Genomic DNA, 26,323 nt, shown 5'->3' on the forward strand with positions numbered 1-26,323 from the left:
CTAGGTCCGCTCGGGATAGCGGGCGCGGACGAAGCAGAACGCCCCGAACGCGGCGATGCCCAGCGCGACCAGCGTGAGCAGGAACGGGCCGGCCGGCGCCTGCAGCACCGTGTGCAGGGCGCCGTCGAGCCCGGAGGCCTTGGCCGGGTCGAAGGTGACCGCCGCCCAGACGAGCAGGCCGCCGACGAGCGCGAGCGCCACGCCCTTGCCGGGGAAGCCGACCTGCCCGAGACGGGTGACCAGCCGGGTGGCGGCCGGCGGGCAGTCGCTGAGGTCGATCTCCTTGAGGAAGCGCTTCGTGACGCCCTTGTGGACGTGGTAGGCGCCGACCCCGATGAGGACCAGCCCGGCGATCCCGACCAGCCAGCGACCGGCCGGCCAGCCGAAGACGCCGGCGGTGGTCTGCTGCTGCGAGGAGCTGCTGTTCTGACCGCCGCCGGTGGCGAACCGGATCGCGAGCACCGCCAGCGCGAGGTAGATGACCGCCTTGACGACCGCCCTGCCGCTCTTGCGCACGGCCTTCGTCCGGGCCTTGCCGGAGGCCGACCAGCCGGACCGCCAGCGCAGCACCTCGGCGGCCTGCCAGACGGCGAGCGCGAGCAGTCCGAGTGCCAGCACCCACAGCAGCGGCTTGCCCAGCGGCTGCTGCGCGAGGGTGGCCAGCGCGCCGGACTGGTCGGCCTGCTGCCCGCCCCCACCCCAGGCCAGCTGGAGCGCCAGCCAGGCGATGAGGAGGTGCACCAGCCCGTAGGCGATCAACCCGATGCGGGCGAGGTGCTCCAGCGCATCGCTGTTGCCGGCCTGCCCTGCCACACCCCCTGCTGACCGCACGCTCATGGTTCCTCCTGGCTCGGGGGGTGAAGATGATCAGCGTGGCACGGACCACGGTCCGGTGCCTCCCCGGTCACTGCCTCGGGTGAGGGACACTGGGCCCGTGGCGAACGCAACCGGAATCCTGTCGGCGACCACCGCGGGGATGGCGACCCCCGCCGTGGCCCGGCGCACCTGGCCCCGCTGGGCGGCGCTCGGTGTCGCGCTGATCGCGATCGCCGTCCTGGCGGTCGCCTGGGACGCCGCCGGAGCGCGGCTGCTGGTCGGGGCGCTCGGCGTCGTCCTCGCCGTCCGCGGCCTGTCGCTGGTCCGGGGCGCGGGGGTGGGCGAGGGCGAGCTCGCCGGCCGGGCGCGCCCGATGGGCGCCGTCGCCCTCGCCGCGGGGATCGCCGGCCTGGTCGTGGCGCTGAGCTCCGCCGCTCTCAGCGCCACCGTGCTGCTCGTCGGAGTGCCGCTGGCGCTGCTGGGAGCCTCCGCCGGTCTGCTCGCCCGGGGCGGGACCGCGCGCCGCGGTGGGCAGGCGCTGCTCGTCTGGTCCCTGCTGGTGACGGCGCTCCTGGTCGTCACCGGGCTGGCCCAGGACTGGAACCGCGCCGCGGACCTCGCCACCGTCGTCGCCGCGCTCGGCGTCGCGGTGCTCGCACTGCCGCTGCTGATCGGCGCGGCCAACCTGCGCACCCTGGGCGCCCAGCCGGACCCCGCCCCGGTGCGCTCCGGCTGCGGTGGCTGCGCCTGCGGCGCCGGCGGTTGCGGCTCCTGACCCAGGCATAGGCCGCGGGCCCTGGGGAAGGGTTCGCGGGTGAGCGGACACGTCTTCGTCGTCGGCGCGGACCTCACCCGGTTGTCGTGCGACGACGTCCTGGTGCCCACCGACCGGTCGCTGCGGGTGGCGCGCAGCTGGCGGTCCCTGCTGCCGTCGGAGCTGATCACCGAGGAGCGCGAGGAGGGTGACTGCGTCGGCCTGTCGTGGGCCGCGGACGAGCGGGTGCTCGAGGTCCCCACGAGCGGTGCCCGGCGCGCCTGGCTGGTCGACACGGTCGACGATCGCGGCCGCGGGCTGCCCTGGCTGCTCGACGGCGCCCGGCAGGCGCTGGACGCCGTCGCCCGACGCGAGGTGACGAAGCCGGTGCACGGCCGGGCCCGGCGGCTGGTCGGGTTGCCGGCGCTGGGCACCGGGTGGGGCGGCGCGGCGGGGGAGCGGGGTGCGCTGCTGCGGGAACTGCTGCCGGTGCTGCGGACGGCGGCGCGGGAGCACGGCTTCGACGTCGCGCTGGTGCTGCGGGGTCCGAGCGACCTGGCCGCCGCCCAGCGGGTGCGGCGCGGGGAGGACGGCGGCTGGGACCTGCCGGGGCACCTGCGCGAGCTGGCCGAGGAGATGGGGGAGCGGGCGCGCCGGGGGCAGCTAGCGCTGTTCATCGGCGCCGGGGTGAGCGCCGCGGCCGGGCTGCCCACCTGGGAGCAGCTGGTCGACGAGCTGGCCGCCCGCTCCGGGTTGGACGACGGCCTGCGCGAGGGGCTCTCGCGGCTCCCGGCGCAGGACTCGGCGGCGCTGCTGGCGCGGGAGCTGGGCACGGAGAAGCTGGAGGCGTTCGTCGAGGAGCGGTTCGGTCCTGGGCCCTACGCGTTGGCGCACGCACTGATCGCCGACCTGCCGGTGCAGGAGTTCGTGACCACCAACTACGACCCGCTGGTGGAACTCGCGGCGAGCGACATCGGCCGGCAGGTGCGGGTGCTGCCCTTCGACGAGGCGGAGCCCGGGGCGCCGTGGCTGCTCAAGCTGCACGGCGACGCCGCGCATCCGGAGAGCGTCGTGCTGACCCGCGAGGAGTACCTGCAGTTCGGCAACACCGGGGCGGCGCTGGCCGGGGTGCTGCACTCGCTGCTGCTCACCCGGCACGTGCTGTTCGTCGGGACGTCGATGCTGGACGACGACCTGATCCGCATCGCCCACCAGGTGCGCACCGCGCTGCAGATCCAGGGCTCGGGCACGGCGCGGCGCACCGGCACGGTCCTGGCGTTGCGGGAGGACGCCGCCCGCGCGCGGCTGTGGGAGCGCGACGTGGAGACCGTGGCGATGGGCCCCGCCGGCTCCTCCGAGGTCGAGGCGGCCCGGCGGCTGGAGGTGCTGCTGGACCTGATCGGCTGCCTGTCCACGCCCCCGACCGGCTACCTGCTCGACCCGGCCTACCGCGGCATGCTCGACGAGGAGGAGCGCGCGCTCGCCGAGGCGCTGGGACGGGTCGCCGCGAGCCTGCCCGCGGACACGTCGAGCGACGCCGGAGCGGAGGTGGCCGCCCTGCTGCGCCGGCTGGGGCACGGCGGCACCGCGTCCGACGGTGATCCCGCGCCGGTCGACGACGTGCCCGTGGACACCGCCACGCGGGACCGCGACGACCGCCCGCAGGAGCAGCGGCCCGGCTGATCGGGATTGCCCGTTCGGACCGCTGGGCACGGCAGCGTCCATGCCACGTCTGGAGAACGGCCTGAAGCTGCTGGCGAAGGGCTATGCCTGGCTGCCCGACGAGCGCCGCCGCACCGGGCAGCGCTCGGTCGGCGTGCGGCTGGGCGGGCTGCCGGCGGTCGGCATCGAGGGGCCCGACGCCGCGCGGTTCCTCTACGACGAGGACCACGTCCGCCGCTCCAAGGCCATTCCGGAGCCGGTGCAGGCCACGCTGTTCGGCAAGGGGGCGGTGCACACCCTCGACGGCGAGATGCACCGGGTGCGCAAGGCCATGTTCGTCGCGCTGCTGATGCGCGAGGACGGGATCGCCTCGCTGGTGCAGCGAACGACGGCGGCCTGGGACGCGGCGGTGCCGGAGTGGTCGCGTCGTCCCGAGATCGTCCTGTTCGACGAGGCGGCGCGGGTGCTGGCCGGTTCGGTGGCGCGCTGGACCGGCGTCCCGGTGCGCGACGACGAGGTGCCCGACCTCGCCCGTGACCTGGTCTCGATGGTCGACGGCTTCGCGTCCGGCGGGCCGCGGCACATCCGGGCGCGCCTGGCCCGCCGTCGCCGGGAGAAGTGGCTGGGCCAGCTGGTCCAGGACGTGCGCAGCGGTGCCACGAAGGTCGAGGAGGGGACGGCGGTCGACGTCGTCTCCCGGCACCGGGACGCCGACGGCACGCAGCTGCCCTCCCGCGTGGCCGCGGTCGAGCTGCTCAACATCATCCGGCCGACGACGGCGGTCGCCTGGTTCATGGCCTTCTCGGGGCACGCGCTGATCCGCTGGCCGGCGAACCGGGAGAAGCTGGCGAGCGGGGACCCGGCGTTCGCCGAGGCGTGGGCGCACGAGGTGCGGCGGTTCTACCCGTTCGCGCCGTTCATCGGCGGGCGGGCGCCGCAGCGACTGGAGTACGACGGCCAGACGATCCCGAAGAACGCGATGGTGCTGCTGGACCTGTACGGGCAGAACCACGACCCGGCGCTCTGGGACACCCCGTACGTCTTCCGCCCCGAGCGCTTCCTCGACCGGGAGATCGGCGAGTTCGAGCTGGTGCCGCAGGGCGGCGGCGACCCGCGCACGAACCACCGCTGCCCGGGCGAGCAGATCACCGTGGCGCTGCTGTCCGCGCTGGCGGTCCGGCTGGCCCGGCTCCAGATCGAGGTGCCGGAGCAGGACCTGGAGATCGCGCTGCACCGCATTCCGGCCAGGCCGAGGAGCGGCGTCGTGCTCCGGGTCAGCGGCACCGCATGACTGCCATGCTGGGGCGGTGACGAGCCGCCGCCGCTCCCGGTACCGGCACGGCGGGCCCCGCGTGCCCGAGCCGCGCGAGGGACCGCCGACGGTGGTGTCGCTGGAGTGGGACTACATGTACCCGTCGATCATCGCCGACCGCTCACCCGGCGTGCTCGGCACCGACCTGCTCGACCCGGCCGAGCTTCGCCTCTCCGCGGAGCTCGTCGCGCGGCTGGAGGCGTGGACGGACCGGCAGGAGTCGCTGTCCGGCGCCTGGATCCGTGACGACCCACCGGTGACCGAGGCCGAGCAGCACCTCGGGGAGCAGCAGCAGCGGGAGCTGCTGACGCTGGCCTACGACGTGCAGCGAGAGCTGGGCCCCGACGTCGAGGTGCTGCTGGACGGCCACCCGCTGAAGGGGCGGCACCGCGCCTGGTGGCCGACCATCAACGGGGATCCAGACCCTTGAGCTCCGGCGGCAGCTCTCCGGCGTGCACGACCCCGAGTCGCTGGGTGGCGCGGGTGAGCGCGACGTAGAGGTCGTTGTGGCCGCGCACGCCCTCGGCGATGATGCCGACGGGATCCCCGACCAGCACCGAGTCGAACTCCAGCCCCTTGCTGCCCTCGGGTGTGATCACCACGGCGCCGTCGGTGAGGTCGCCGTCGACCGAGGCGCTCGGCACGATCGCCCGCACGACGGCGGTGACCTCGTCCAGCCGGCTGAACGGGACGATGACGGCGAGGGTGCCCTGGGCGGCGTCGAACTCCGCGGCGGCCTCGGCGATCGCCGACGGCAGGTTCGCCGCGGGCACCTGCCACGACCACGGCAGCTCGCCGGTGGAACGCACCGACTCCGAGGGAGCGGTGACGGCGCCACCCGCGATCAGCACCTCGGCGGCGACGGCCATGATCTCGGCCGGCGTCCGGTAGTTGACGGTCAGCTCCTCCAGGCGCCACGAGCTGCCCAGGTGCGGCTCGAGCACCTCCTGCCAGCTGCTCGCGCCGGCGAGGGTGGAGGTCTGGGCGACGTCGCCGACCAGGGTCATCGACCGGGTCGGGATCCGGCGCAGCAGGACCCGCCAGGCCATGGAGGAGAGCTCCTGCGCCTCGTCGACGATCACGTGCCCGTAGGTCCAGGTGCGGTCGTCCGCGGCGCGCTGGGCGGTGGAGCGGGTGTCGCGCTCCTCGTGCCGGCCGGCCAGCCCCTCGGCGTCGAGCAGGTCGCCCGCGGAGAGCTCCTCGGACTCGTCCTCGGTCTCCCAGTCGGTGGAGCGGGACCCGTGCAGCAGGTCGAGGGTCTCCTGGGCGTGCCGGAGACTGCGCTGCCGCTCCCGCTGCTCGCGGTTCCGCTCGGCGGAGTCGTCGACGCCGAGCAGCTCGTCGGCCTCCTCCAGCAGCGGCACGTCGGCCGGCGTCCAGGGGGAGTTGGCCGGGCGCACCAGCAGCTCGCGGTCGGCCTCGGACCAGCCCTTGGTGGCCGATTCCAGCCGCCGCCGGTTCGAGAAGAGCTCGCCGATCAGCCGCTCGGCGGTCAGCCGCGGCCAGAGCCGGTCGGCCAGCGCGTGCACGGCGGGCTCGGCGGCGACCTCCCGGCGAAGCGCCGCGACGTCGTCCTCACCGAGCAGGTTCGCCCCGCCCATGACGTTCTCGCCGAGCTTGTCGGCGTACTTGCGGGCCACGAGATCGATGACCGCGCGCACGGCGGCCGGCCGCGCCTCGTTGTGCATCCGGGACATCCCGCGCGCCCGGCTGCGGACCTTGGCGGCGTCGCCCTTGGCGAAGCGGACGACGACGCCGTCGATGTCGAGGGTCACCGGCCTGTCGAGCACGGCCTGCCGGTCGCGGACAGCGGTGGTGACCACGCGGACCATCGCGGCCCGACCCTTGATCTCGGCGACCTTCGGCGCCTCCTGGGCGTGCGCCTCGAGGCCGGGCCGCAGCCCGCCGAGGTCGGTGAGCACCACGCCGGTCTCGCCGAGGGAGGGCAGCACGTCGGCGATGTAGCTCAGGAACGTGGGGGAGGGCCCGACGATGAGCAGGCCGCTGCGGGCCAGCCGCTCGCGGTGCGTGTAGAGCAGGTAGGCGGCCCGGTGCAGGGCGACGGCGGTCTTGCCGGTGCCGGGCCCACCCTGGACCACCAGGACGCCGCGGTGGTCGGCGCGGATGATCCGGTCCTGCTCGGCCTGGATGGTGCGGACGATGTCGCTCATCCGGCCGGTGCGGGTGGCGTTCAGGGCCGCCAGCAGCACCGACTCGCCGGCCAGGCCCGAGCGCTGGGCAAGGTCGGGGTCGGAGAGGTCGAGGGTCTCGTCGGTGACCTGGACGACGGTGCGGCCGCGGGTCTTCAGGTGCCGGCGACGCCGGACGCCGAGGTCGTGCAGCGGCGTCGCGGTGTAGAACGGCTGGGCCGCCGGGGCGCGCCAGTCGATCAGCAGCGGCTCCTCGCGGCTGTCCTCGGCGTTGAGCCCGATCCGGCCGATGTAGCGGGCGACGTCGCTGTCGTGCCGGTCGAGGCGGCCGAAGCAGAGGCCGTGGTCGGCGGCGTCGAGGGCGACGATCCGCTGGGAGTGCAGCTCGACGGCGGCCTCGCGCTCACCGATCGCCTGCGGGTTGTGCGGAACGAGGGCAAGCGCGTCGGCGAGCCGGCCCACCGTGCGGGCGCGGACCTCGTCCAGCCGGCGGTACAGGTCGCCGACGTAGCGCTGCTCGGCTCCCAGCTCGGGGTCGGTCCCGTCCGGGTCTCGCACTGTCGACAACGGCCATCGCTTTCATGAGTCCCGGGTGGAGCGCGCCGGTTCCGGGGCGTGCTGCGCTCCTGCGGCGCAACCGCCCATCCTGCGCCCATCTTCCCGGTCGTGTCATGCGCGACGCAGGTGGTCCCGGCCACCTCAGCGGGGCACGACCAGCGCCTCGGCGAGCTCGCGGGGCCGGCTGAGCGCCGCGCAGTGACCACCGGGAACCTCCTCGGCCCGCAGCCCGAGCCGCTCGGCGGCCACCCGGCGCTGGAAGTCCAGCGGGAACAGCCGGTCGTCGCGGCCGGCGAGCACCCGGGTGGGCACGTCGGGCCAGGTAGCGAGGGGCCAGGGGTCCTCGAGCGGGCGCCCGGACTGGCCGAACGGTTGCGCCATCTCCTCCGCGACGACGTCGTCGGGCACGTCGTGGAAGTAGACGGCGGAGTCGTCCGCCTCGCCGGCCAGCCCGAGCTGCGCCCAGTAGGCGGCCTGGGCGGCGTCCTGGCCGGTCGCCGTCCACCAGTCCCCGCCGGTCTCGCCCGGACGCGGGATCATCGCGTTGACCAGCACGATCGCCTCCACCGGCCGCCGCCGGCAGACCAGAGGTGCGGTGAGACCTCCCATCGACTGTCCGACCACCGTGACCGGTCCTCGTCCGTCCACCGCTCGGGCCACGGCGTCGGCGTAGGCCTCCAGCCCGGCGGCGTCGTCGTCCGACGGCAGGTCCACGGCCACGGCCGAGTGCCCGTGGCGCTCCAGCTCGGGGACCACGCGGCGCCAGAACCGGGCCTGCCCGCCGGCCCCGGGGATCAGTACGAAGGTCGTCACAGGGGAGAGGACCGCCCGCGGGTACGGAACTCATCGGCCGCCTCGCCGATCGGACCGGCTCCGAAAGGCAACTCCGGCGTCACCGCGTGGACATCTCCGGCTCCTACCGTTCCGGATGTACCGGCCACCGTGGGGAGTCAGCCATGAGCACAGCCACCAAGGAACGGACCACCTGGGTCTGCGACAACTGCACGCAGGAGGTGTCCGCCGCGCGCAAGCGCTGCCGCGGGTGCGGCACGTCGCGCTACTGACGCGTCAGACCGCCGGCGGGGCGCCGCGCAGCCGCACCACGGCGGAGCGGTAGCGGCTCCCGCCGTAGAGCCGCCACGCCAGCCGCGTCGAGCGGCGGAGCCCACCGAGTAGCCGGGCACGGTCACCGGCGCAGCAGTCCTCCAGGGCGAGTCCGAGGACGAGCAGCCGCTGGCGGGCGGAGAGATCGCACCGCACGGTGCGGCCGATCGCCGTCCACTCCTCGTCGCTCAGGTGTGCGTCGAGGAGGGGGAGCACGCCCGCCTCCTCCTCGGCGGTCTGCGCGGCCACGTCCTGGGCGAGTGTCCGGCAGAGGACGGCGAAGGAGTTCCGGGCCGCGGCGCTGCCGGCGACCTCCCACTGGCGTGCGGCGGTGTCGAGGTCCCGGAGCCGGGCGTCGATGCGCGAGCACGACAGCGTCCAGGCGCCGATCGCGTCCTCCGCAGCGGCCCGCGCCTCGTCGGGGACGGCGCGCAGCAGGGCCGGCCACAGAGCTCCTCGCTCGACGGCGTGGTGGTGCAGCAGCACGCGCGCGATCAGCCCGGCGTGGCAGGTGAGCGTGCCGGTGCGCGCGCACTCGCCGTCCGGTGCCCACGTGGCGACGTCGGCCAGGGTCGCCAGCTCCCGGCGGACCAGGCGGTGGACCACCCGCTCCCACCCGGCGGCGCGCCCTTCCGCGGCGGTGGCGAGCTCGTCGTCGACCGGGCGGCGGGGCCGCGGGACGGTGTCCGTGCTGAGCGTGGCGGCGGTCATGAGGCACCTCGTTCGGCGTCCGGTGCGAGCTGCTCGGGGAGCGGGATGCGGCGCAGGCTAGGCCCGGCGCCGGTCGGCGGTCAGCCCGTTCGAGGACGGATCCGGCCCGGTTTCCGGCGCGTGCGGCGGTCCGCGGCACGCCGTCGCACGGGCGTGACCGTCGGTGATCCGACGGCGCGAGCGACGCGGGTACCGAATCGTGTCCGGGGTCGTTCCGGAGAGCGGCGACAGGCGCGGGCCGGTCCACTACGGTCGGCCGCGTGGCTGGCGTCGGGACGCGGAACAAGGTGTGCGTCACCGGTGTGCCCGGTGGGCGGCCCATGGTCTTCGCGCACGGCTTCGGCTGCGACCAGACCATGTGGCGGCTGGTGGCTCCCGAGTTCGAGCGCGACCACACGGTGGTGCTGTTCGACCACGTGGGCTCGGGCAGATCGGACCTGTCGGCCTACGACCCGGAGAAGTACGGCTCTCTCGAGGGCTATGCCGGCGACATCGTGGAGATCTGCCGGGAGCTGGAGCTCTGCGACGTCGTCCTGGTCGCGCACTCGGTGGCCTCGATGATGGCGGTGCTCGCCTTCGCCCAGGCGCCGGAGCTGTTCGGGGCGCTGGTCCTGATCGGGCCCAGCCCGCGCTACGTCGACGACGGCGACTACGTGGGCGGGTTCAGCCGCACCGACATCGCCGGCCTCCTCGACGCCCTCGACAGCAACCACCTGGGCTGGTCGGCGGACATGGCCCCGGTGATCATGGGCAACCGCGACCGGCCCGAACTGGCCGAGGAGCTGACCAACAGCTTCTGCCGCACCGCGCCCGACATCGCCCGCCAGTTCGCCCGGGTGACCTTCCTGTCGGACAACCGGGCGGACCTGCCCGGCGTCGCCGTCCCGACGCTGATCCTCCAGTGCAGCGCGGACGCGATCGCGCCGGACGCGGTGGGGGAGTACGTGCACCGGAACATCCCCGGCAGCGAACTGGTGCGGCTGTCCGCGACCGGGCACGTGCCGCAGCTCTCCGCACCGGAGGAGACGACCGCCGCGATCCGGGCCTTCCTCGACCGGTGAGGAGGGGCCGATGAGCGACGGCGACGCGGTGGACCCCTCGGCTCAGCTGGACCGGTTGCTGGAGGACGACCCGGCCGACCTCTACGAGAACGCGCCGATGGGCTATCTCTCGACCCTTCCCGACGGCCGGATCGTGAAGGTGAACAAGACGTTCTGCGCCTGGACCGGGCGGCTTCCCGAGGACCTGCTCGACCAGCGCTTCCAGGACCTGCTCAGCGTCGGGGGCAGGGTCTTCCACGAGACGCACCTGGTGCCGCTGCTGCGCATGCAGGGGGCGGTGCGGGAGATCGCGATCGACGTCCAGCGCCTGGACGGATCGTTGCTGCCCTGCCTGCTGAACGCCGTGGAGCTGCGCGGACCCGACGGCAGGCCGCAGCTGGTGCGGGCGACGTTGTTCGAGGCGACGGCGCGGCGGCGCTACGAGCGGGAGCTGCTGGCCGCGCAGCGTCTGGCCGAGGAGTCCGAGGCGAGGTCGCGGACCGTGCAGAAGGTCGTGTTCGACCTGGCCGCGGCGGGCACCGAGGAGGACGTCGCCACGGTGATCGTGGCGCGCGGCCGGGACGCGCTCAAGGCGCGGGGCGCGGCGCTGGTCCTGGTCCAGGGCGAGCCGGCCGGCCCGGTGCTGCCGGCGCTGCGGCCCATCCACTGGGAAGGGGTGTCGCGAGAGCTGCTGCGCCGGTTGCGGGAGGCAGCGGGCAGCCGGCTGGCGCTGGAGCTCGCGCAGGGAGTGCGCTCGATCGTGCTCGACGAGCGGCTGGGGGAGGACCAGCCGGGGCTGGCCGTGGCGATGGCGGAGACCGGGCTGACCGAGCTGGTGATCGTGCCGGTCTCGGCGGACAGCAAGCGGCTGGGCGTCCTGGTGCTGGCGCTCGGCGACGCGGCGCCCGGCCAGCTGATCAGCCTCGTGGAGCCGGGTCAGCGGCGCGAGTTGCCCGCCACGGAGATCGACCTGCTCTACACGCTGGGCCGGCAGGCCGGGCAGGCGCTCGAGCGGGTGCGCCTGCACGAGGAGACGGTGCGCCAGGCGGAGCGGCTGTCGTTCCTGCTCGACGCCGCGCGGCTCATGGCCGACTCCGTCGACGTCGACGACATGGTGACGCGGTTGGCCGACCTCTCCGTCGCGCGGCTGGCCGACATCTGCGTGATCGACCTGGTGACCGAGCACGGGACGTCCCGCATGGCCGCCCGGCACCGGGATCCGGAGCGGCAGCCGCTGCTGGAGGGGTTGCGCGACCAGTTGGCGGCACAGGCTCCGAACCATCCCGGGCGACGGGCACTGGCAGAGGGGCGGACGCAGTGGGTGCGCGACGTCGACGAGTCCGGGCTGGCGTCGATGACGCTCGACGGCGCCCAGCGGTCGGCGGTGCACCGGCTCGAGCTGAGCAGCGTGGTGAGCGTGCCCATGGCGATCGACGGGCGGCGGCTCGGCGTCCTCACGTTCGCCGCCGACCGGAACCGCACCCCGTTCACGCCCGCCGACGTGGAGGTGGTCGAGCAGCTGGCGCTGCAGATGTCGCAGGTCGTGGACAAGGCGCAGCGGTTCGAGCTCGAGTCCCGGACGTCGCACACGCTGCAGGAGAGCCTGCTGCCCACGGATCCGCCGCCCATCCCTGGCCTGCGGACGGCGGTGCGGTACGTCGCGGCGACCCAGGGTGTCTCCGTGGGCGGTGACTTCTACGACGTCGTCCTGCTGCCCGGGGGTCTGGTGGGCCTGTCGGTGGGCGACGTCGTGGGGCACGACATCACCGCGGCGGCGACGATGGGTCAGCTGCGCAGCGTCTCGCGGGCGATGGCTGCTGACGGGCCCACGGCCAGCGAGCTCATCGAGCGGCTGCAGGACAGCTGGTCGCTGCTGGGGGTGCAGCGAATGGCGACGGCGCTGTTCGGCACGCTGGACCCGGTGTCCGGTGCGCTGCGGGTGGCGTCGGCCGGCCATCTGCCGCCGCTGGTGTGCGCGAACGGGACGGCGTCCTTCCTGCCGGTGCGGCCGACGCGGATGCTCGGTGCGCCGCGGGCCGACCAGCCGGCGGAGGAGTGGGTGGGTGAGCTGCCGGTCGGCGCGACGCTGCTGCTCTACACCGACGGGCTGGTGGAGAGCCGGGACGTCGACATCGACGCCGGGATGGACCGGCTGCTCGAGGTGGCGGCGCGGGCGTGCTCGGCCGACTCGGACCCCGACGCGCTGTGCGACCGGCTGCTGGCGGAGATGGCGGGGGAGCACCGGCCCGATGACATCGCGCTGCTCGCCCTGACCCGCCTCTGAGCGTTTCCGCCTTCCCGGCGGGGCCGTTCGGGGGCACCATGGAGGCGACCCCGGCAGGAGGCCGCCATGGATTCCTCTGCGCGCGCGAACCCCGTTGCGGACGCGATCGACGGTGCGACGGGTGACTGGTCGATGTCGGGCGACGCGATGCGCTGGTCGCCCGAGCTGGTGGACCGGACGCCGGCCTCCGGTGAGCTGGGCGGTCTGGATTCCGGCGCGGGCGTCGGGGCGGCGCTCGGGCTCGACGTCCTCGGGGTGCGCCGGCTGGTGACCGATGCGCTGACGTCGCTCGGCTCGGTCGCCACCGACGTCGTCACCGAGCTGCGGGCGCTCACCCGCGGCCCGTCGTCGGAGGAGGATGACCCCGAGCGCTGCGTTCCCGGGGGAGAGGCGTGACATATGCCCAAGGCCTTTGCGGCCTCGATGTGCGCGCTGTGCGGTCATCGCCCTTCGAGCAGGCTCGGCGAGCATGTCTGGCCGAGGTGGTACTTGGAGAAGTACCCCGGAGGTCCCGGGCCGTACGGCTGGTTCCTCAATGGCGAACCGCTGCTCCGGCGCGACGGGGCGACACCCGTGCGCGAGCAAGAGCTGACGCGTGTTCGTCTGCCCGCCTGCGAGGAGTGCAACTCGGAGCTCAATCGACGCTTCGAGGAGCCGGCGAAGGAAACGCTTCGAGGTCTCTTCGGCACACCGACGCCGCCTGCGCTGACCGCGGCCGAGACGACAGCCGTCGCGCTGTGGTTCCTCAAGACGTGGTTACTGCTGCCGCACCCGCGCGTGTACTACGCCAACACGATCATCGATCGGATCCACCGCGACATGCGCTGGCCCGAGCCGGCTCCGCCTGACTTCTACCGCTGGACGGTGACCGGTGGCTCCCCGCCGGAGGGCCTGTCCTTGTGGATCTACCGGGCCCGCTCCGAGACAGAGGACCTGAGCTGGCGGAACGGACGCCGCTTGGTGCTTCCGACGGTCCGTCAGGACGGCCGCACCATGCGGTTCGCATCGCACGAGGTGACCCTCCACGGGCTGACGGTGACCCTCGCCGTGCATCCCGGGTGGCCGATCGACCATCCCCTCGAGGCCGACGGCAGGGCAGTCCGTCTCTGGCCCCGGCTCGTCACGGATGCTCTCGACCTGTCGGGATTCCCGTTGGTTCCCCGCGAGGACTCGATCGCCTGGTCGCGCGGCCTCAGGGTGGACCTGGCACCGGGAGCGCTGGGAAGCGGACGGCTGCCGCCGCTCTCGCTCGATCCGATGCCGGCGCTCTCGCTCATGTCAAGCGGCCTGGTCCTCGGTGCAGCTGCGACCTCGGGTCGCTAGCTGAGACGGGGCCGCTGCGCGGCGGTGACTGCTGGGCGGGTAGAACCGACACAGCAGGCCACATCGATGTGGGGAGACGCATGAGCAACTCGTTGACGCTGGCGCCCGCGCCGCGGTCCGACGCCGCCGAGCAGGTGCGGGCGGAGGTGCGCGAGTTCCTCGCCGCCGAGCTGGCCGCGGGCACGTTCCGGACGCACGTGGACACCTGGCTGTCCGGCGTCGACCCGGAGTTCTCGCGGAAGCTGGGGGAGCGCGGCTGGCTCGGCATGACGTGGCCCAAAAAGTACGGGGGCCACGAGCGGACGGCGATGGAGCGCTACGCCGTCACCGAGGAGCTGCTCGCCGCCGGGGCGCCGGTCGCCGCGCACTGGATCGCCGACCGGCAGTCCGGGCCGAACCTGCTGCGCTACGGCACCGAGAAGCAGCGCGAGGAGATCCTGCCGCGCATCGCCCGGGGCGAGTGCTACTTCGTCATCGGGATGAGCGAGCCCGACTCGGGCTCCGACCTCGCCTCGATCCGCACGAAGGCAACCCGCAACGAGTCCGGCGACTGGGTGGTCAACGGCGCCAAGGTGTGGACGTCGAACGCGCACGAGTCGCACTACGGGATCGTGCTGGTGCGCACCTCGCCTGCCGACCCCGCCAGCCGGCACGCGGGACTGTCGCAGCTGCTGATCGACCTGTCGCTGCCGGGCATCACGGTGAACCCGATCCGGATCCTCGACGGCGGGCACCACTTCAACGAGGTCGTGTTCGAGGACGTCGTCGTCCCCGGCGACATGCTGCTCGGCACCGAGGGCGACGGCTGGCACCAGGTGACCGCGGAGCTCGCCTTCGAGCGGTCCGGGCCGGAGCGGTTCCTGTCGACCTATCCGCTGCTCGCCGAGTTCGGACGTCGAGTCGCCGACACCGGCGACTCCGCGCAGCTGGTTGCGCTGGGCCGGCTCTCGGCGCGGGCGCTGGCGCTGCGGCAGATGTCGCTGCGGATCGCGGCGGCACTGGACCGGGGCGAGCTGCCGAACATCCCGGCGGCGCTGGTCAAGGACGTGGGGACGACGTTCGAGGCGGACGTCATCGACGAGGTGCGGCGGGTGGTCGACGTGACGCCGTCGCTGGACTCTCCGGACCCGCTGGCGCGTGCGCTGGCGGAGGCGCAGCTGCACCAGCCGGGCTTCACGCTGCGGGGCGGGACGAACGAGATCCTTCGCGGGATCGTGGCGCGTGGATTGGGGCTCCGCTGATGGCGTCGGACCAGGACCTGGTGGTCGAGACCGTCCGGGACATCCTCACCGGCTTCGAGCCGTTCGTGCTGACGGCCGAGCGGCGCTGGGACTCCGGACTGTGGTCGGCGCTGGCCGACGCCGGACTCACCGGTGTCGGTCTGCCCGAGTCGGCGGGCGGCTCCGGTGGCGAGCTGGCCGACGCGGTGGCGATCGTGCGCACGCTCGCGGCGGGGTCGGCTGCCGTGCCGGTGGCGGAGCAGCTGCTGGTGGCCGGTCCTGCGGTGATCGCTGCCGGTCTGCCGCTGCCGCCGGTCGAGGAGCCGCTGACCTTCGCCGTCGCCGACGCGGTGACGGCGTCGCCCGCGGGGGAGGCGTTCACCCTCAGCGGGACGGCGTCGGACGTGCCGTGGGCAGGCGCTGCGCGGCACGCGGCGCTGCTGCTGCCGGGGCCGGCGTTGGCGCTGGTTGACCTGTCCGGTGTCGCGGCCGGTGCCGCGTTCAACCTCGCGGGGGAGCCGCGGGGCTCGCTTGCGCTGGACGGCGTCCCCGCGCTGGTGCAGCCGCTCACCGAGGGACAGGCCTCCGAGCTGCGGGCGGGTTATGCGCTCGCGCGGTCGGTGCAGCTGGCCGCGGCGCTGGAGCGGGTGCTCGACTGGACCGTGCAGTACGCCGGTGAGCGGCACCAGTTCGGCCGGCCGCTGGGCAAGTTCCAGGCGATCCAGATGGAGCTGGCCGAGATGGCCGGCGAGGTCGTGGCGGTGACGGCGGTGGTCGACGCCGCCGTGCAGGCGCTGGCGCATGACTCGGCCGACGTGGTGCTGGCCGCCGCTGCGGCGAAGGTGCGCGCCGGTGCGGCCGTCGAGGTCGTTGCGCGGCTGGCGCACCAGGTGCACGGCGCCATCGGGTTCACCCAGGAGCACAAGTTGCACCACCTGACGCGGCGGCTCTGGTCGTGGCGCGACGAGGCCGGCAGCGAGCTCGTGTGGTCGAAGGTGCTGGCGAAGGGGCTGCTGGCCGACGGGGGCGACGGGCTGTGGCCGGCGCTGACCCGGGTGGTCTGATCCGGGTCAGCTGGTGAGGGCGGCCCGCAGCACCTCGTGCACGTGGGTGTTCGGGTAGGAGCCGGCCAGCTGCTCGCTGCCCGGGCCCTCCGCGGTGACCGGCGTCGGAACGCCGGTGTGCGACGTCGTCGTCCAGTCGAGCACGAACGTCTTGTCGGAGCCGGCGACGGCGAACGGGCCGTCCTCGCCGGATTCGGTCGCCCCGGAGCCGGGTCCGTCGGGGGAGGTGCCGCCGGGGCCGCTCTCGTCCTCGGCGTCGACGTCCTCGATGGTGAGGCCGCCGCACTCGTGGTCACCGGTGACGACGAGCAGGGTGTCGGGGTGCTCGGCGACGTAGTCGCGGGCGACGGCCACCGCGGCGTCGAGCGAGCGCATCGCCTCGAGCATGCGGACGCCGTTGTTGGCGTGGCTCATCTCGTCGACAGCTTCCTCCTCGATGACGAGCAGAAAGCCGTCCTCGTCGCGGGAGAGCACGTCGAGCGCCTTGGCGGTCATGTCGGCGAGCGGGACGGCGGGGTCGAACTCGTCGCCCTGGCCCTCGGCGCGCTGCTGGAACATCTCCTGGTTGGCGAAGAGGCCGAGGAGCTTGTCGCCGTCGGCGGTCTCGAGCTCGGCGCCGTTCCGGACATACTCGTAGCCCTGCTGCTGGGCCTGGGTGATCAGGTCGCCGGAAGTGCCGCGGCTGCCCTCGTCCGGGTCGTCCGCCGGGGCGTCGGGGTAGGCGCCGGGGGAGCCGGCGGGCAGCCACCAGTCCTCACCGCCGCCGAGGATCACGCTCGGCTTCGTGTCCGCGAGGTACTGGCCGGCGATGTCGGCCTGCTCGGAGCGGGTGGGGCTGCTGCTGAAGAAGGCGGCCGGGGTGGCGTCGGTGACCTGGGCGGTGGTGACGAGTCCGGTGGCCCGGCCTGCGGCGGCTGCCTCGGCCCCGAGCGTGGGCAGCGGGTTGCCCTCGGTGTCGACGCTGATGGCGCCGTTGTAGGTCTTCTCGCCGATGGTCCAGGCGCTCGCGCCCGCCGCCGAGTCGGTGACCGTCTCCTCAGGGTCGTGCGGGTCGGTGGACTGCAGGCCGGTGACCGGCAGCGAGTCCATCGCCAGCCGGCCGTCGAACCCCTCCTGGTCGAGGCGGGCGGCCTCGCGGTGTGTGGCGGCCATGCCGTCGCCGTTGATGAAGATGACGCTGCGGGCGGTAGGGGGCGTCCCTTCGGCGGTTCGGTTCGGGGTCGTCTCCTCGCCGCCGTCCAGGGCTCGGCCGGCGAGTGCGCCACTGCCGGCTGCGAGGAGGACGACGGCGCCGACGGCGCCGACGGCGAGCAGCCTGCCGCGCCGGGGTGGGGGCGTGGTGGACATCGGTCCTCCTGCGTGCTCGGACATCGGGGGCGGATCGACTGAACCAGAGGCGGGCCGCGCTGCCGTCGACCCGCGGCTGCGGTGTGTCGTCGTGCACGGAACGCATGACCGGTCGGAGGACCGGGCAGCGGCGGAACGAGGGCCGACCGCCGGCCCGGAGGAGGGACGTCGTGCGACGACACCGCAGGAAGCTGGCCGCACTCGGGCTCGCGATCGGAATCGGCCTGACCGGTTGTGCCGGCGAGGGCGGGGACAGCGATTCCGGTGAGGACAACCCCGGCGTCTCGGAGAACGAGAACGAGCCCGACGAGAACGAGGGCGGCTCGAACGACGACGACGGCTCGGGGAACTCCGGCGAGAACGAGAACGAGCAGGACGAGAACGAGAACGAGCCGGACGAGGACGAGCCCGATGAGAACGAGAACGAGAACGAGCAGGACGAGGACGACGACGGCAGCTGAGCCGCCGCCGTCGTCCCTGTCTCAGACGGTCTCGGGTACGCGGAGCTGCGCCAGGACGAGCTCGAAGGTGGCGACCTCCACGAGCTCGGCCCCCATGGCGCGGGTGAAGCCCTGCCGGAGTTCGGTGGCCTGGTCGAGCGCGGCGTGCATGGCGTCGCGGCTGTCGTAGGTGACGGCGGTGGTGCTTCGTCCGTCGTCGTGGTTGGTCATCATGCTGACCGCGCAGAAGCCGGGCAGGTCCTCGAGGCGCGGAACGATGCTCATGCCGAAGGCGTCGACCATGCCGTCGAGGTGCTGGGGGCGGTTCCGCAGCCAGGTGACGCGGCTGCAGGCGCCGGGGTGGGTGGGGTGCAGCCGGTGCAGGACGTCGATGGTCCATGCATCGACGGTGGCCGGGCCGCCGAGGATGTCGGCTGCGCGGGCACGCATCGCCTTCACTTCGGCGGCGCTCCGCTGGAGGGCGGCGGTGTCCTCCCAGGCGCTGGTGATGATGCACCGGCCGGATTGCCGGTCAGCGAGCATCGACAGGCCGATGAAGCCGTCCATGCCCATGACGGCGGGCAGCACCCTGTCGCTGACGTAGTGGATGCCCTTGTCCAGGTTCTGCGGATTGCCCTGGACGGTCGTGGAGCGCGCGCGCATACCGAGTCCCCCTCGCGAACGGGCGAGCCACGGGCGACGTCGCCGCTGACATGACTGTCCTCGCCCGCCGACGATTTGGGAACTCGATCGGTCGCAGGAGTCAGCTCAGCAGCGCATCGGATCCGGCGGGGCCTGCTCGTGGAGCCACGGTGGGTCAGGCTCGGCGTCGTAGCACCAGCCCGGCGGAGAAGTGGTGCGCTCGACGCCGGTGGGCGTGCGGACAATCAGGCGGCCGTCGTCGAGGAGTTCGAAGTGCCAGCCTCGGGCGAACGTCTTGAGGCGGTGGTGCCTGCGGCACAAGCAGCAGAGGTTCTCGCAGGACGTCGCGCCGCCGTCGGCGTGTGCGATGACGTGGTCGATGTCGAGTCGGCCGGGGCGGCGTCGGCAGCCGGGCATGCGGCAGTGGCGGTCGCGGACCTCCAGGTACCGCTGCTGTTCGGCGGTGGGCCGATAGGCGGAGGTGGCGCGCGGGGAGCGGAGGCCTGGCCCGCTGCACGCACAGCGACCGGCGCCGCGGGCGAGTTCGCGAGGGCTGGCTACCGCGATCAGGCGCCCGGTCGCGGGGTCGCCGATGGCCACGTGCACGGATCCGCCGGCCGGACCCTCCCCGACGCCGAGGAAGTCCAGCTGCTCGAGGAGCTGGCGGCATTCGGCGGCGGTGACGACCTCGCCGGCGATCTCGGCCGCTGGCTGGGGAGCGCCGGTCGCGGTCGCATCGCGGAGCGAGGACAGCGGGGCGTGGATGACGAGTCTTGCGGTCACCGACGGCCGGGAGGTGTCCCACGGCCGCAGGATGAGGTCGCGCGCGACGGCGGCGCGGATGACGCCCATGGGGCGGGTGTCGCCGTCGGCGCGCAGCATCTGGGCGTACTGGTCGATCGTGTCGACGCAGGCGGCAGAGTCGGCCAGAGGGAGGTCGATGACCACTTGTCCGAGTCCGTCACCGGTGGGGCGATGGGTGACGTTGGCGTGCCGGGCGGCTTCTTCCCGTCGCTTGTCCAGTGCCTCTGCGTCGAGCTTGGCGATGAGTCGGCGCACGCGCTGGCGCAGCAGGGGCACGGTGAGCTTCTCGGCGGATGGGAGCACCTGCTGCTCGATCTCGTCGATGACGGCCTGTTTCACCGGGGCGAGCAGTTCGACGAGCGCGCGCATCTTCCGGACGTCGATCAGGCCGTCGTACAGCGCGTTCCAGGTACCGCGGAGCTTCGTCGTCAGCACGATCGATTCGGCGGCGAGGTTCTCGGCTTCGATCTCGGTGCAGTTGCGGAGCATCGCCAGCTCGGGCACGAAGGTCTCGGAGACCGCCGCGAGAGCTGGGCGCTTGCGCAGTCGTGAGTCGTGGCCCGGGCCGCCCCTCGTGCCGAACTCGGCGTCCCGCTGGATGTGCCGGCGGCGGGCGAGGGCGGCGACCGAGGCGGCCAGCTCGGCTGCGTAGCGGGCGGCGCGGGCATCGGCGGCCCAGATGTCGGCGACGAGTTCGATGTCGCCGGCGGAGGGCTCCAGATCCTCGAGCGTGACGAGCAGCGGCTCGCCCTCGCTCGGGAGCTGGTCGAAGTCCATATCCGCAGGCTAGAGGCGGGGTACGACAGTTTCCGACATCAGTCGAACGGGTCGGTGAGCTCTGTTCGGGCCTGGAGGACGTCGAAGGTGACCGGTGGGCCGTCGGTGGTTGTGGTGCCGGGGACGTCGGCGGGTGCGCTGCCGTTGACGGTGAAGGTCGCGCCCCAGGTGACCGTCAGGTAGGCGGTGTAGCTGCCGGAGCGGTAGTCGTGCTCGATCGTCTGGTCGGGATAGGGCTGGCCGGGGTCGGTGGTGACGATCTGGCCGGTGGTGTCGCCGGTGTGCCAGGTGAATTGCTGGGCGGTGGCTTCGATGGTGACGGTGAAGCCGCGGATGTCGACGGTGAACGTCTGGGCCGTCGGCGAGTCGGTGTAGAAGATGACCGGCAGTCCTGCGAGGCCGTCGCCGGGTGGCTGGTGCTGGGTGGTCAGTGTCGGCAGCGGAAGGCGCTGGAAGAAGCTGAAGACCTCGGCTCCGGACGGCGGTGGGTTGAGGTCGGTGACGTCGAGGCAGGCCCCGGGTTCGTTGATGCTGACCCAGTTCCCTGCGAGGTCGCCGGGTCGAGCCCCTTGGGGGACATCGACGCCCACTGCACTGCCATCGAGCTGGACGAGCGGTCGGCGCTGGACGATGTAGAACGCGATTACGCGGCCTGGAACTTGAGGGCACTCGCGAAAGTCGACCGCTGAACATGCGCCGGTGGCCTCATCCGACAGCATGCATGGGGTTCGTAGGCGCCAGGCGAATGTCGCTTGCTCTTCTGCCGGCGCGCCAACGAGGGCGCCTACTCGGGCGTCCCTGCCGTGGATGCCAACCTCTCCGTCGCTCAACTCGGTGTCTGGACAGAACGCGTACTCACAGGCGGCGTGGGCCGGCGGCGCCGCTACGACGATCAGCCCCGCGAGGCCGAGGAGAACGCTGAGGACCGCGTAGACCTGCCTCATCCCAGATCGAGCGCCTCGACTAGCCAGGAATCGACCTCGGCGGAGTACGCGAGCGTGATTCCGGAAATGATGTTGGCGATTTCAGGTAAACCGTCATCGATGGGCTGCCCCTCGGCGTCGACGCGCTTCACCGCCGCCTGTCGAAGTCCAAAGCCCACCGTCGCCTCGTCTCCGTCCAAGCGTGGCTCGGTGACATCGTTCAGGGACAACTCGCCGCCGACATATCGGGCTGCTGCTGCGGCCGTCTCGTCGTACGTCCGCGCGATGCGAAGGCATCCCTGACAGTCGGGTCCGAGGGCCCTGATCGGTTGACCGTCCAACAGCTCGCGCTGCCGATTAAGCAGCTCTACGTAGTACCGCAGGAACGCCTCTGCACCCGCCGCGTCCTTGGTGCGGGCCTCGTCGGGGACCGGGAAGTCCTTCGGCCCGAGCGGCGGGAGCGAGTCGGTGGTCTCGGCGGCGGCCGTCGGCACGGTGTCGCTGGCTTCCTGCTTCTCCGAGCACCCGCTCAGGACCACCCCCGCCACGACGGCGACGAGCACGGTGCGACGCAGTCCCCGAAGATCACGCACCGCGGCAGACTACGCAGGACCGGGCAGCATCCGTTCCGGATCTGTGGACGGGGGCGGCGTCACCGCCGGAACGGGTGAACCCATCGAGTCGCTCGAGAGCACTACTGCGAATCAGTCGAAGGGGTTGGTGAGCTCTGTTCGGGCTTGGAGGACGTCGAAGGTGACCGGTGGGCCGTCGGTGGTTGTGGTGCCGGGGACATCGGCGGGTGCACTGCCGTCGACGGTGAAGGTCGCGCCCCAGGTGACCGTCAGGTAGGCGGTGTAGCTGCCGGAGCGGTAGTCGTGCTCGATGGTGTGGTCGGGGTAGGGCTGGCCGGGGTCGGTGGTGACGATCTGGCCGGTGGCGTCGCCGGTGTGCCAGGTGAATTGCTGGGCGGTGGCTTCGATGGTGACGGTGAAGCCGCGGATGTCGACGGTGAAGGTCTGGGTGGTGGGGGAGTCGGTGTAGAAGATGACCGGCAGTCCTGCGAGGCCGTCGCCGGGTGGCTGGTGCTGGGTGACCAGCGTGGGCAGCGGGAGCTGCTGGAAATAGCTGAACACCTCCTCAGGCGACGGCGCAGGGTTGAGCTCGGTGATGTCGAAGCACCCTTGATCCGCGCGTCCCCAGAACCCGACGGGGTCCCCAGGTCGGAGCCCGGGACCCACCAGTGTTTCTTGGCCGTCCGCCGAAGGAGCCGCCGTGAGGTCTGCGCGAACCAACGGTTGCTGCTCCAGAACCAAGTACCGGATCACCCGGCCGGGCTCCTCGGGGCACTGGCGAAAGTCGCTGGGGGAGCACGCGCCTGCGGCTTCGTCGTGAATCACGCACAGATGACGGAATCGCCACTGGTAGTCGGGAATCTGGGGACGACCGACCAGAACCCGGCCCGCCTGGTCAAGCGTCATCGAGATGGAAGCGGCCCCACCGCCGAGCCCCGTCTCGAGGCAGTTCGGCCTAAAAATCGGACAGTCGGCGGACGCGGAGCCAGCCGGCACTAGCACCCACGCCGTCGCGACCATGGCAACCAGGCAGGTGCGCAGAAGCCGCAACGGCGTCATCCGAAACTCAGCCCGACTACCAGCCAGCACTTCTTATCCGTCGACCAATCGAGCCCGATGGCCGACGGAAGTCGATCAACCGCAGCTGCATCGGTGCCGTCGACGGGCTCGCCGCTGGGTTCGACCAGCGCGCCTGCCTCGATCCGGGCAATGAACGACAGGTTGGCGCGGTCGTCGGAGAGCGCTGTCCCGAATTCGCCAGCGATTGACAGCTCGCCACCCTCGAAGCGGCGATTTGCGGCAGCAGCTTCGTCCAGATCCCGCGCGATGCGGAGACACTCCTGGCAGTCCGGCCCGAGTGTTCGCAGCGGCTCACCGGCCGGTACATCCTGCTGTCGGCGCAAGAGATCGATGTAATACCGGGTGAACGCTTCGGCGCCGGCGGCGTCCTTGGTGCGGGCTTCGTCGGGGACCGGGAAGTCCTCCGGCCCGAGCGGCGGGAGCGACTCGGTGGTCTCGGCTGCCGCCGTCGGCACGGTGTCGCTGGCTTCCTGCTTCTCCGAGCACCCGCTCAGGACGACCGCCGCCACGGCGGCAGCGAGCACGGTGCGACGGAGCCCACGAAGATCACGCACCGTCGCAGAGTACGCACGCAGGTGCACCGCCGGTTTCGTATCTGTGGACAGACGCGTCTGGTCCGCCGGAACGGGTGAACGGCGCAGGCGCAGAATGCGGAGAGCCGGCCGAACACGGTCGGCAGGACGGGGGAGCACACGTGCACGCGGCAGACCACAGTCCCTTCGACACCAGCGGCATCGAGGTCGGCGCGGACGGCATCAAGCGCTACGCGGGGCTGCCCGAGAACGTCGTCACCCTGCTCCAGAAGACCGTCGAACGACACGGGGGCCGGACGGCGATCGTCGAGCTCGGCGGCGCGTCCATCACCTACGCCGAGCTGTGGGACTGCGCCAGAAGGGTCGCGGGTGGCCTGCGGAACAACGGCGTGAACCCCGGCGACCGGGTCGCCATCAACCTGCCGAACGGTCTCGACTGGGTGCTGGCGTTCTGGGGTGGCCACCTCGTCGGCGCCGTCGTCGTCCCGATGAACACCCGCCTCTCGGAGGCCGAGGCCGACTACATCCTGGCCGACTGCGCAGCCGCCTACGTGGTGAAGCCGGGGGCGCCGCTGCCCGACGGCGAGCCGGTCGAGCTCCCGGCACCGGGCCGCACCGACGTCGCCGCGCTCTTCTACACATCGGGCACGACCGGCCGGCCCAAGGGCGCGATGGTCACCCAGGAGAACTTCGTGACCACGGTCGAGAGCGTCGTCCGCTGCCGCGAACTGCCGCGCCATCCCGACCAGGCGACGCTGATCTCGGTGCCGCTGTTCCACGTCACCGGCTGCTGCTCGCAGTTCATGACGCAGGTCGCCCTCGGCGGGACCTCGGTGATCATGCCGCGGTTCGAGCCGGCCGCCTTCCTCGCCGCCATCCCCGAGCACCGCATCACGCTCGTCACCAGCGTGCCGACGATCTACGAGCTGGCGCTGCGCCACCCGTCCTTCGCCACCACCGACGTGTCGAGCGTCCGCACCCTCAGCTACGGCGGCGCCCCGATGGCACCCGAGCTGGTGCACCGGCTGCTGACGGCCTTCCCGAACGCCCGGCTCGGCAACGGGTTCGGGCTGTCGGAGACGACGGCGATGGCCACCTTCCTCCCGCACGAGTACGCCGCCACCCACGCCGACGCCGTCGGGTTCGCGACGCCGGTCAACGACCTCCGGCTGCACGCCCCGGACCCGGTCACCGGGGTGGGGGAGTTGCTCGTGCGCGGGTCCAACGTCGTCGCCGGGTACTGGGGCGCTCCGGAGAAGACGGCGGAGACGATCGTCGACGGCTGGCTGCGCACCGGCGACCTCGCGACCATCACCGACGGCATCGTGCGGATCGTCGACCGCGCCAAGGACATGATCAACCGCGGCGGCGAGAACGTGTACTCGGTCGAGGTCGAGAACGCACTGGCCGAGCACCCGGACGTCGTCGAGGTCGCGGTGGTCGGCGTCCCGGACCCGGTGATGGGGGAGAAGGTCGGCGCCGTCGTCCTGCCCCGGCCGGGTGCCGACGTCGAGAACCTCGTCCCGTCGCTGGTGGCGTTCGCCTGCGACCGGCTCGCCGACTTCAAGACGCCGCAGTTCGTGCGCGTGATCGACGGGCCGCTGCCGCGCAACGCCGGCGGCAAGGTCCTGAAGACGGCGCTGCGCGACGCCGGGGGCTGGACCGAGGTGGTGCGCCTCCGATAGCCGGCCGACTTCGCTACGTTGCCGAAGACCCGACCTCGGCGACAGGAGCACCCGTGCGCATCGGCATGCCCATCTCCTACAGCAGCGGCTTCGCGGAGACCGCCGCCGTCATCGCCGAGTACGAGAGCGTCGGGCTCGACACCGTGTTCGTCGCGGAGGCCTACTCATTCGACGCCGTCAGCCAGCTGGGCTACCTGGCCGCGCGGACGACGACGGTGGAGATCGCCTCCGGGATCCTCAACATCTACTCCCGCACCCCGGCGCTGCTGGCGATGACCGCCGCCGGCCTGGACTTCGTCTCCGGTGGCCGCTTCACCCTCGGCATCGGGGCCTCCGGCCCGCAGGTGGTCGAGGGCTTCCACGGCGTCCCCTACACCGCGCCGCTGGCCCGGACTCGCGAGGTCGTCGACGTCTGCCGCACGGTGTGGCGACGCGAGCGCCTGGACCACCACGGCACGTACATCGACGTGCCGCTCACCCCCGAGCGCGGGGGCAGCGGGCTCGGCAAGCCGCTGAAGCTGATCAACTCCCCGGTCCGCGAGCGGATCCCCATGGTGCTGGCGGCGATCGGCCCGAAGAACGTCGCGCTCGCCGCGGAGCTGTTCGAGGGCTGGCAGCCGACGTTCTTCCTGCCCGAGGGCAGCGCGGCGGTGTTCGGGGAGTCGATCGCGGAGGGGACGGCGAAGCGCGACGCCGAGCTGGGGCCGCTGCAGATCGTCGTCGACACCCAACTGCTGATCAGCGACGACGCCGACCTCCAGGCCGCCGCGCTGGACCGTGTGCGGGCGCAGCTGGCGCTCTACGTCGGCGGCATGGGCGCGCGGGGGAAGAACTTCTACAACGACCTCGCCGTCCGCTACGGCTACGACGACGCCGCCGCGACGGTGCAGGACCTCTACCTTGCCGGCCGCAAGGACGAGGCCGCGGCGGCGCTTCCCGAGGAGTTCGTCCGCGGGGTGTCGCTGATCGGGCCGCAGGCGTACGTGAACGAGCGGGTCGCCGCCTTCCGCGAGGCGGGAGTGACCACGCTCAACGTCACCCCGCTGGCAGCCGAGCACGCCGACCGGCTCCGCTCGGTGGAGATCCTCAAGACGCTCAGCTGACCGCCACCAGCGGGACGACGTCGCCGTCGGCCGCCAGGTGCAGGCTCCACGACCCGTCGTCCAGCAGCTCGCGCAGCGCCTCGACCCACTCCTCGTCGTCCGCCCGGGGAGTGCTCGAACCCGGCCGGCACAGGGCCAGCGCGAAGTGACCGCGGCCGCCGAGCTGGTCGTAGAACACCGACTCGTGGATCTGCCGCAGGCCCACGAGCAGCTCGATGTCGGGGACGAGCGGCAGGTCGTCGACCGGGATCACGATGGGCTGCTGGCGGCCGTCGGCGGCGAACCAGGTCAGCCACAGGCTGCGGGTCGCGAACTCCGGCGGGTCGAGCAGGAGGCGCCAGCGGGCGGCGAACTCCGCGGCGGAGCGGACAGGGGCTTCGGCGAGCTCGGGTGTCGTCATGCCGGTCACCGTGTCAGCT

25 protein-coding genes are annotated in these 26,323 nt (G+C 72.7%); 13 read left to right on the top strand and 12 right to left on the bottom strand.

Annotation, left to right across the window (positions count from 1 at the left end; all coding sequences use genetic code 11):
- A complete protein-coding gene (locus LBW97_RS17425) occupies positions 1-837 on the bottom strand; it encodes a DUF1206 domain-containing protein (protein ID WP_224500625.1) in 837 nt (278 codons plus the stop codon).
- A 97-nt stretch (positions 838-934) separates the two neighbouring features.
- Between LBW97_RS17425 and LBW97_RS17430 the strand changes: the two genes are divergently transcribed.
- The 4 genes from LBW97_RS17430 to LBW97_RS17445 are packed head-to-tail and all read left to right on the top strand — an operon-like array spanning position 935 to position 4,974.
- Positions 935-1,591 carry a hypothetical protein gene (locus LBW97_RS17430; protein WP_224500626.1) on the top strand — a complete coding sequence of 219 codons (657 nt, stop codon included), beginning with the start codon at positions 935-937 and terminating at the stop codon, positions 1,589-1,591.
- A gap of 39 nt (positions 1,592-1,630) precedes the next feature.
- A complete protein-coding gene (locus LBW97_RS17435; protein ID WP_224500627.1) occupies positions 1,631-3,253 on the top strand; it encodes an SIR2 family protein in 1,623 nt (540 codons plus the stop codon).
- A 40-nt stretch (positions 3,254-3,293) separates the two neighbouring features.
- Positions 3,294-4,523: a cytochrome P450 gene (locus tag LBW97_RS17440; protein ID WP_224500628.1), complete on the top strand. Its 1,230-nt coding sequence runs from the start codon at positions 3,294-3,296 to the stop codon at positions 4,521-4,523.
- 16 nt (positions 4,524-4,539) lie between these two features.
- The gene (locus LBW97_RS17445; RefSeq protein WP_224500629.1) at positions 4,540-4,974 is read left to right on the top strand and encodes a hypothetical protein; all 435 of its coding nucleotides are present in this window, start codon (positions 4,540-4,542) and stop codon (positions 4,972-4,974) included.
- On the opposite strand, the gene LBW97_RS17450 is transcribed toward LBW97_RS17445, so the two are convergent.
- The 3 genes from LBW97_RS17450 to LBW97_RS17460 all read right to left on the bottom strand — a co-directional run bounded on the left by LBW97_RS17450 (position 4,952) and on the right by LBW97_RS17460 (position 9,067).
- On the bottom strand, positions 4,952-7,252 hold the full coding sequence (locus tag LBW97_RS17450; protein WP_224500847.1) for a helicase: 2,301 nt from the start codon (positions 7,250-7,252) through the stop codon (positions 4,952-4,954). The two genes, LBW97_RS17445 and LBW97_RS17450, sit on opposite strands and share 23 nt — an antisense overlap.
- 141 nt (positions 7,253-7,393) lie before the next feature.
- Positions 7,394-8,065 (bottom strand): alpha/beta fold hydrolase, encoded by a 672-nt coding sequence (locus tag LBW97_RS17455; RefSeq protein WP_224500630.1) that lies wholly within the window; start codon positions 8,063-8,065, stop codon positions 7,394-7,396.
- Positions 8,066-8,320: 255 nt separating this feature from the next.
- A complete protein-coding gene (locus LBW97_RS17460) occupies positions 8,321-9,067 on the bottom strand; it encodes a hemerythrin domain-containing protein (RefSeq protein ID WP_224500631.1) in 747 nt (248 codons plus the stop codon).
- A gap of 260 nt (positions 9,068-9,327) precedes the next feature.
- Here LBW97_RS17460 and LBW97_RS17465 point away from each other — a divergent pair, with 260 nt between their 5' ends.
- The 6 genes from LBW97_RS17465 (at position 9,328) to LBW97_RS17490 (ending at position 15,998) form a co-directional block, all read left to right on the top strand.
- Positions 9,328-10,128 (top strand): alpha/beta fold hydrolase, encoded by an 801-nt coding sequence (locus LBW97_RS17465; RefSeq protein ID WP_224500632.1) that lies wholly within the window; start codon positions 9,328-9,330, stop codon positions 10,126-10,128.
- Between the two features lie 10 nt (positions 10,129-10,138).
- Positions 10,139-12,391 (top strand): SpoIIE family protein phosphatase, encoded by a 2,253-nt coding sequence (locus LBW97_RS17470; RefSeq protein WP_224500633.1) that lies wholly within the window; start codon positions 10,139-10,141, stop codon positions 12,389-12,391.
- A 66-nt stretch (positions 12,392-12,457) separates the two neighbouring features.
- Positions 12,458-12,787, top strand: a complete 330-nt coding sequence (locus tag LBW97_RS17475) for a hypothetical protein (protein ID WP_224500634.1) — start codon at positions 12,458-12,460, stop codon at positions 12,785-12,787.
- Positions 12,788-12,880: 93 nt separating this feature from the next.
- Complete coding sequence (locus tag LBW97_RS17480) at positions 12,881-13,714, top strand: hypothetical protein (protein WP_224500635.1); 834 nt, start codon at positions 12,881-12,883, stop codon at positions 13,712-13,714.
- Between the two features lie 80 nt (positions 13,715-13,794).
- A complete protein-coding gene (locus LBW97_RS17485; protein ID WP_224500636.1) occupies positions 13,795-14,955 on the top strand; it encodes an acyl-CoA dehydrogenase family protein in 1,161 nt (386 codons plus the stop codon).
- Positions 14,955-15,998 carry an acyl-CoA dehydrogenase family protein gene (locus LBW97_RS17490; protein WP_224500637.1) on the top strand — a complete coding sequence of 348 codons (1,044 nt, stop codon included), beginning with the start codon at positions 14,955-14,957 and terminating at the stop codon, positions 15,996-15,998. The genes LBW97_RS17485 and LBW97_RS17490 overlap by 1 nt, the downstream gene beginning before the upstream one ends.
- A gap of 6 nt (positions 15,999-16,004) precedes the next feature.
- On the opposite strand, the gene LBW97_RS17495 is transcribed toward LBW97_RS17490, so the two are convergent.
- Positions 16,005-17,345, bottom strand: coding sequence for an alkaline phosphatase (locus LBW97_RS17495; protein WP_224500638.1), 1,341 nt, complete (start codon positions 17,343-17,345; stop codon positions 16,005-16,007).
- Positions 17,346-17,515: 170 nt separating this feature from the next.
- Between LBW97_RS17495 and LBW97_RS17500 the strand changes: the two genes are divergently transcribed.
- A complete protein-coding gene (locus LBW97_RS17500) occupies positions 17,516-17,806 on the top strand; it encodes a hypothetical protein (protein WP_224500639.1) in 291 nt (96 codons plus the stop codon).
- Between the two features lie 21 nt (positions 17,807-17,827).
- Here LBW97_RS17500 and LBW97_RS17505 read toward each other — a convergent pair whose 3' ends face one another.
- The 6 genes from LBW97_RS17505 to LBW97_RS17530 all read right to left on the bottom strand — a co-directional run bounded on the left by LBW97_RS17505 (position 17,828) and on the right by LBW97_RS17530 (position 23,107).
- On the bottom strand, positions 17,828-18,448 hold the full coding sequence (locus LBW97_RS17505; protein WP_224500640.1) for a hypothetical protein: 621 nt from the start codon (positions 18,446-18,448) through the stop codon (positions 17,828-17,830).
- 105 nt (positions 18,449-18,553) lie between these two features.
- Positions 18,554-20,008 (bottom strand): HNH endonuclease signature motif containing protein, encoded by a 1,455-nt coding sequence (locus tag LBW97_RS17510; RefSeq protein WP_224500641.1) that lies wholly within the window; start codon positions 20,006-20,008, stop codon positions 18,554-18,556.
- A 38-nt stretch (positions 20,009-20,046) separates the two neighbouring features.
- Positions 20,047-20,952: a hypothetical protein gene (locus LBW97_RS17515; protein ID WP_224500642.1), complete on the bottom strand. Its 906-nt coding sequence runs from the start codon at positions 20,950-20,952 to the stop codon at positions 20,047-20,049.
- Positions 20,949-21,494, bottom strand: coding sequence for a hypothetical protein (locus LBW97_RS17520; RefSeq protein ID WP_224500643.1), 546 nt, complete (start codon positions 21,492-21,494; stop codon positions 20,949-20,951). The genes LBW97_RS17515 and LBW97_RS17520 overlap by 4 nt, the downstream gene beginning before the upstream one ends.
- 141 nt (positions 21,495-21,635) lie before the next feature.
- On the bottom strand, positions 21,636-22,064 hold the full coding sequence (locus LBW97_RS17525) for a hypothetical protein (protein WP_224500644.1): 429 nt from the start codon (positions 22,062-22,064) through the stop codon (positions 21,636-21,638).
- A 494-nt stretch (positions 22,065-22,558) separates the two neighbouring features.
- Positions 22,559-23,107: a hypothetical protein gene (locus LBW97_RS17530; RefSeq protein ID WP_224500645.1), complete on the bottom strand. Its 549-nt coding sequence runs from the start codon at positions 23,105-23,107 to the stop codon at positions 22,559-22,561.
- Between the two features lie 170 nt (positions 23,108-23,277).
- On the opposite strand from LBW97_RS17530, the gene LBW97_RS17535 reads away from it, so the two are divergent.
- Both LBW97_RS17535 and LBW97_RS17540 read left to right on the top strand, forming a co-directional pair.
- Positions 23,278-24,801 carry a class I adenylate-forming enzyme family protein gene (locus LBW97_RS17535; RefSeq protein ID WP_224500646.1) on the top strand — a complete coding sequence of 508 codons (1,524 nt, stop codon included), beginning with the start codon at positions 23,278-23,280 and terminating at the stop codon, positions 24,799-24,801.
- A 53-nt stretch (positions 24,802-24,854) separates the two neighbouring features.
- Positions 24,855-25,904: an LLM class F420-dependent oxidoreductase gene (locus LBW97_RS17540; protein ID WP_224500647.1), complete on the top strand. Its 1,050-nt coding sequence runs from the start codon at positions 24,855-24,857 to the stop codon at positions 25,902-25,904.
- On the opposite strand, the gene LBW97_RS17545 is transcribed toward LBW97_RS17540, so the two are convergent.
- Complete coding sequence (locus LBW97_RS17545) at positions 25,897-26,304, bottom strand: hypothetical protein (RefSeq protein ID WP_224500648.1); 408 nt, start codon at positions 26,302-26,304, stop codon at positions 25,897-25,899. The two genes, LBW97_RS17540 and LBW97_RS17545, sit on opposite strands and share 8 nt — an antisense overlap.
- Positions 26,305-26,323: the final 19 nt, after the last annotated feature.

It is taken from the genome of Blastococcus sp. LR1 (genome assembly GCF_020166105.1).
Lineage (GTDB): Bacteria > Actinomycetota > Actinomycetes > Mycobacteriales > Geodermatophilaceae > Blastococcus.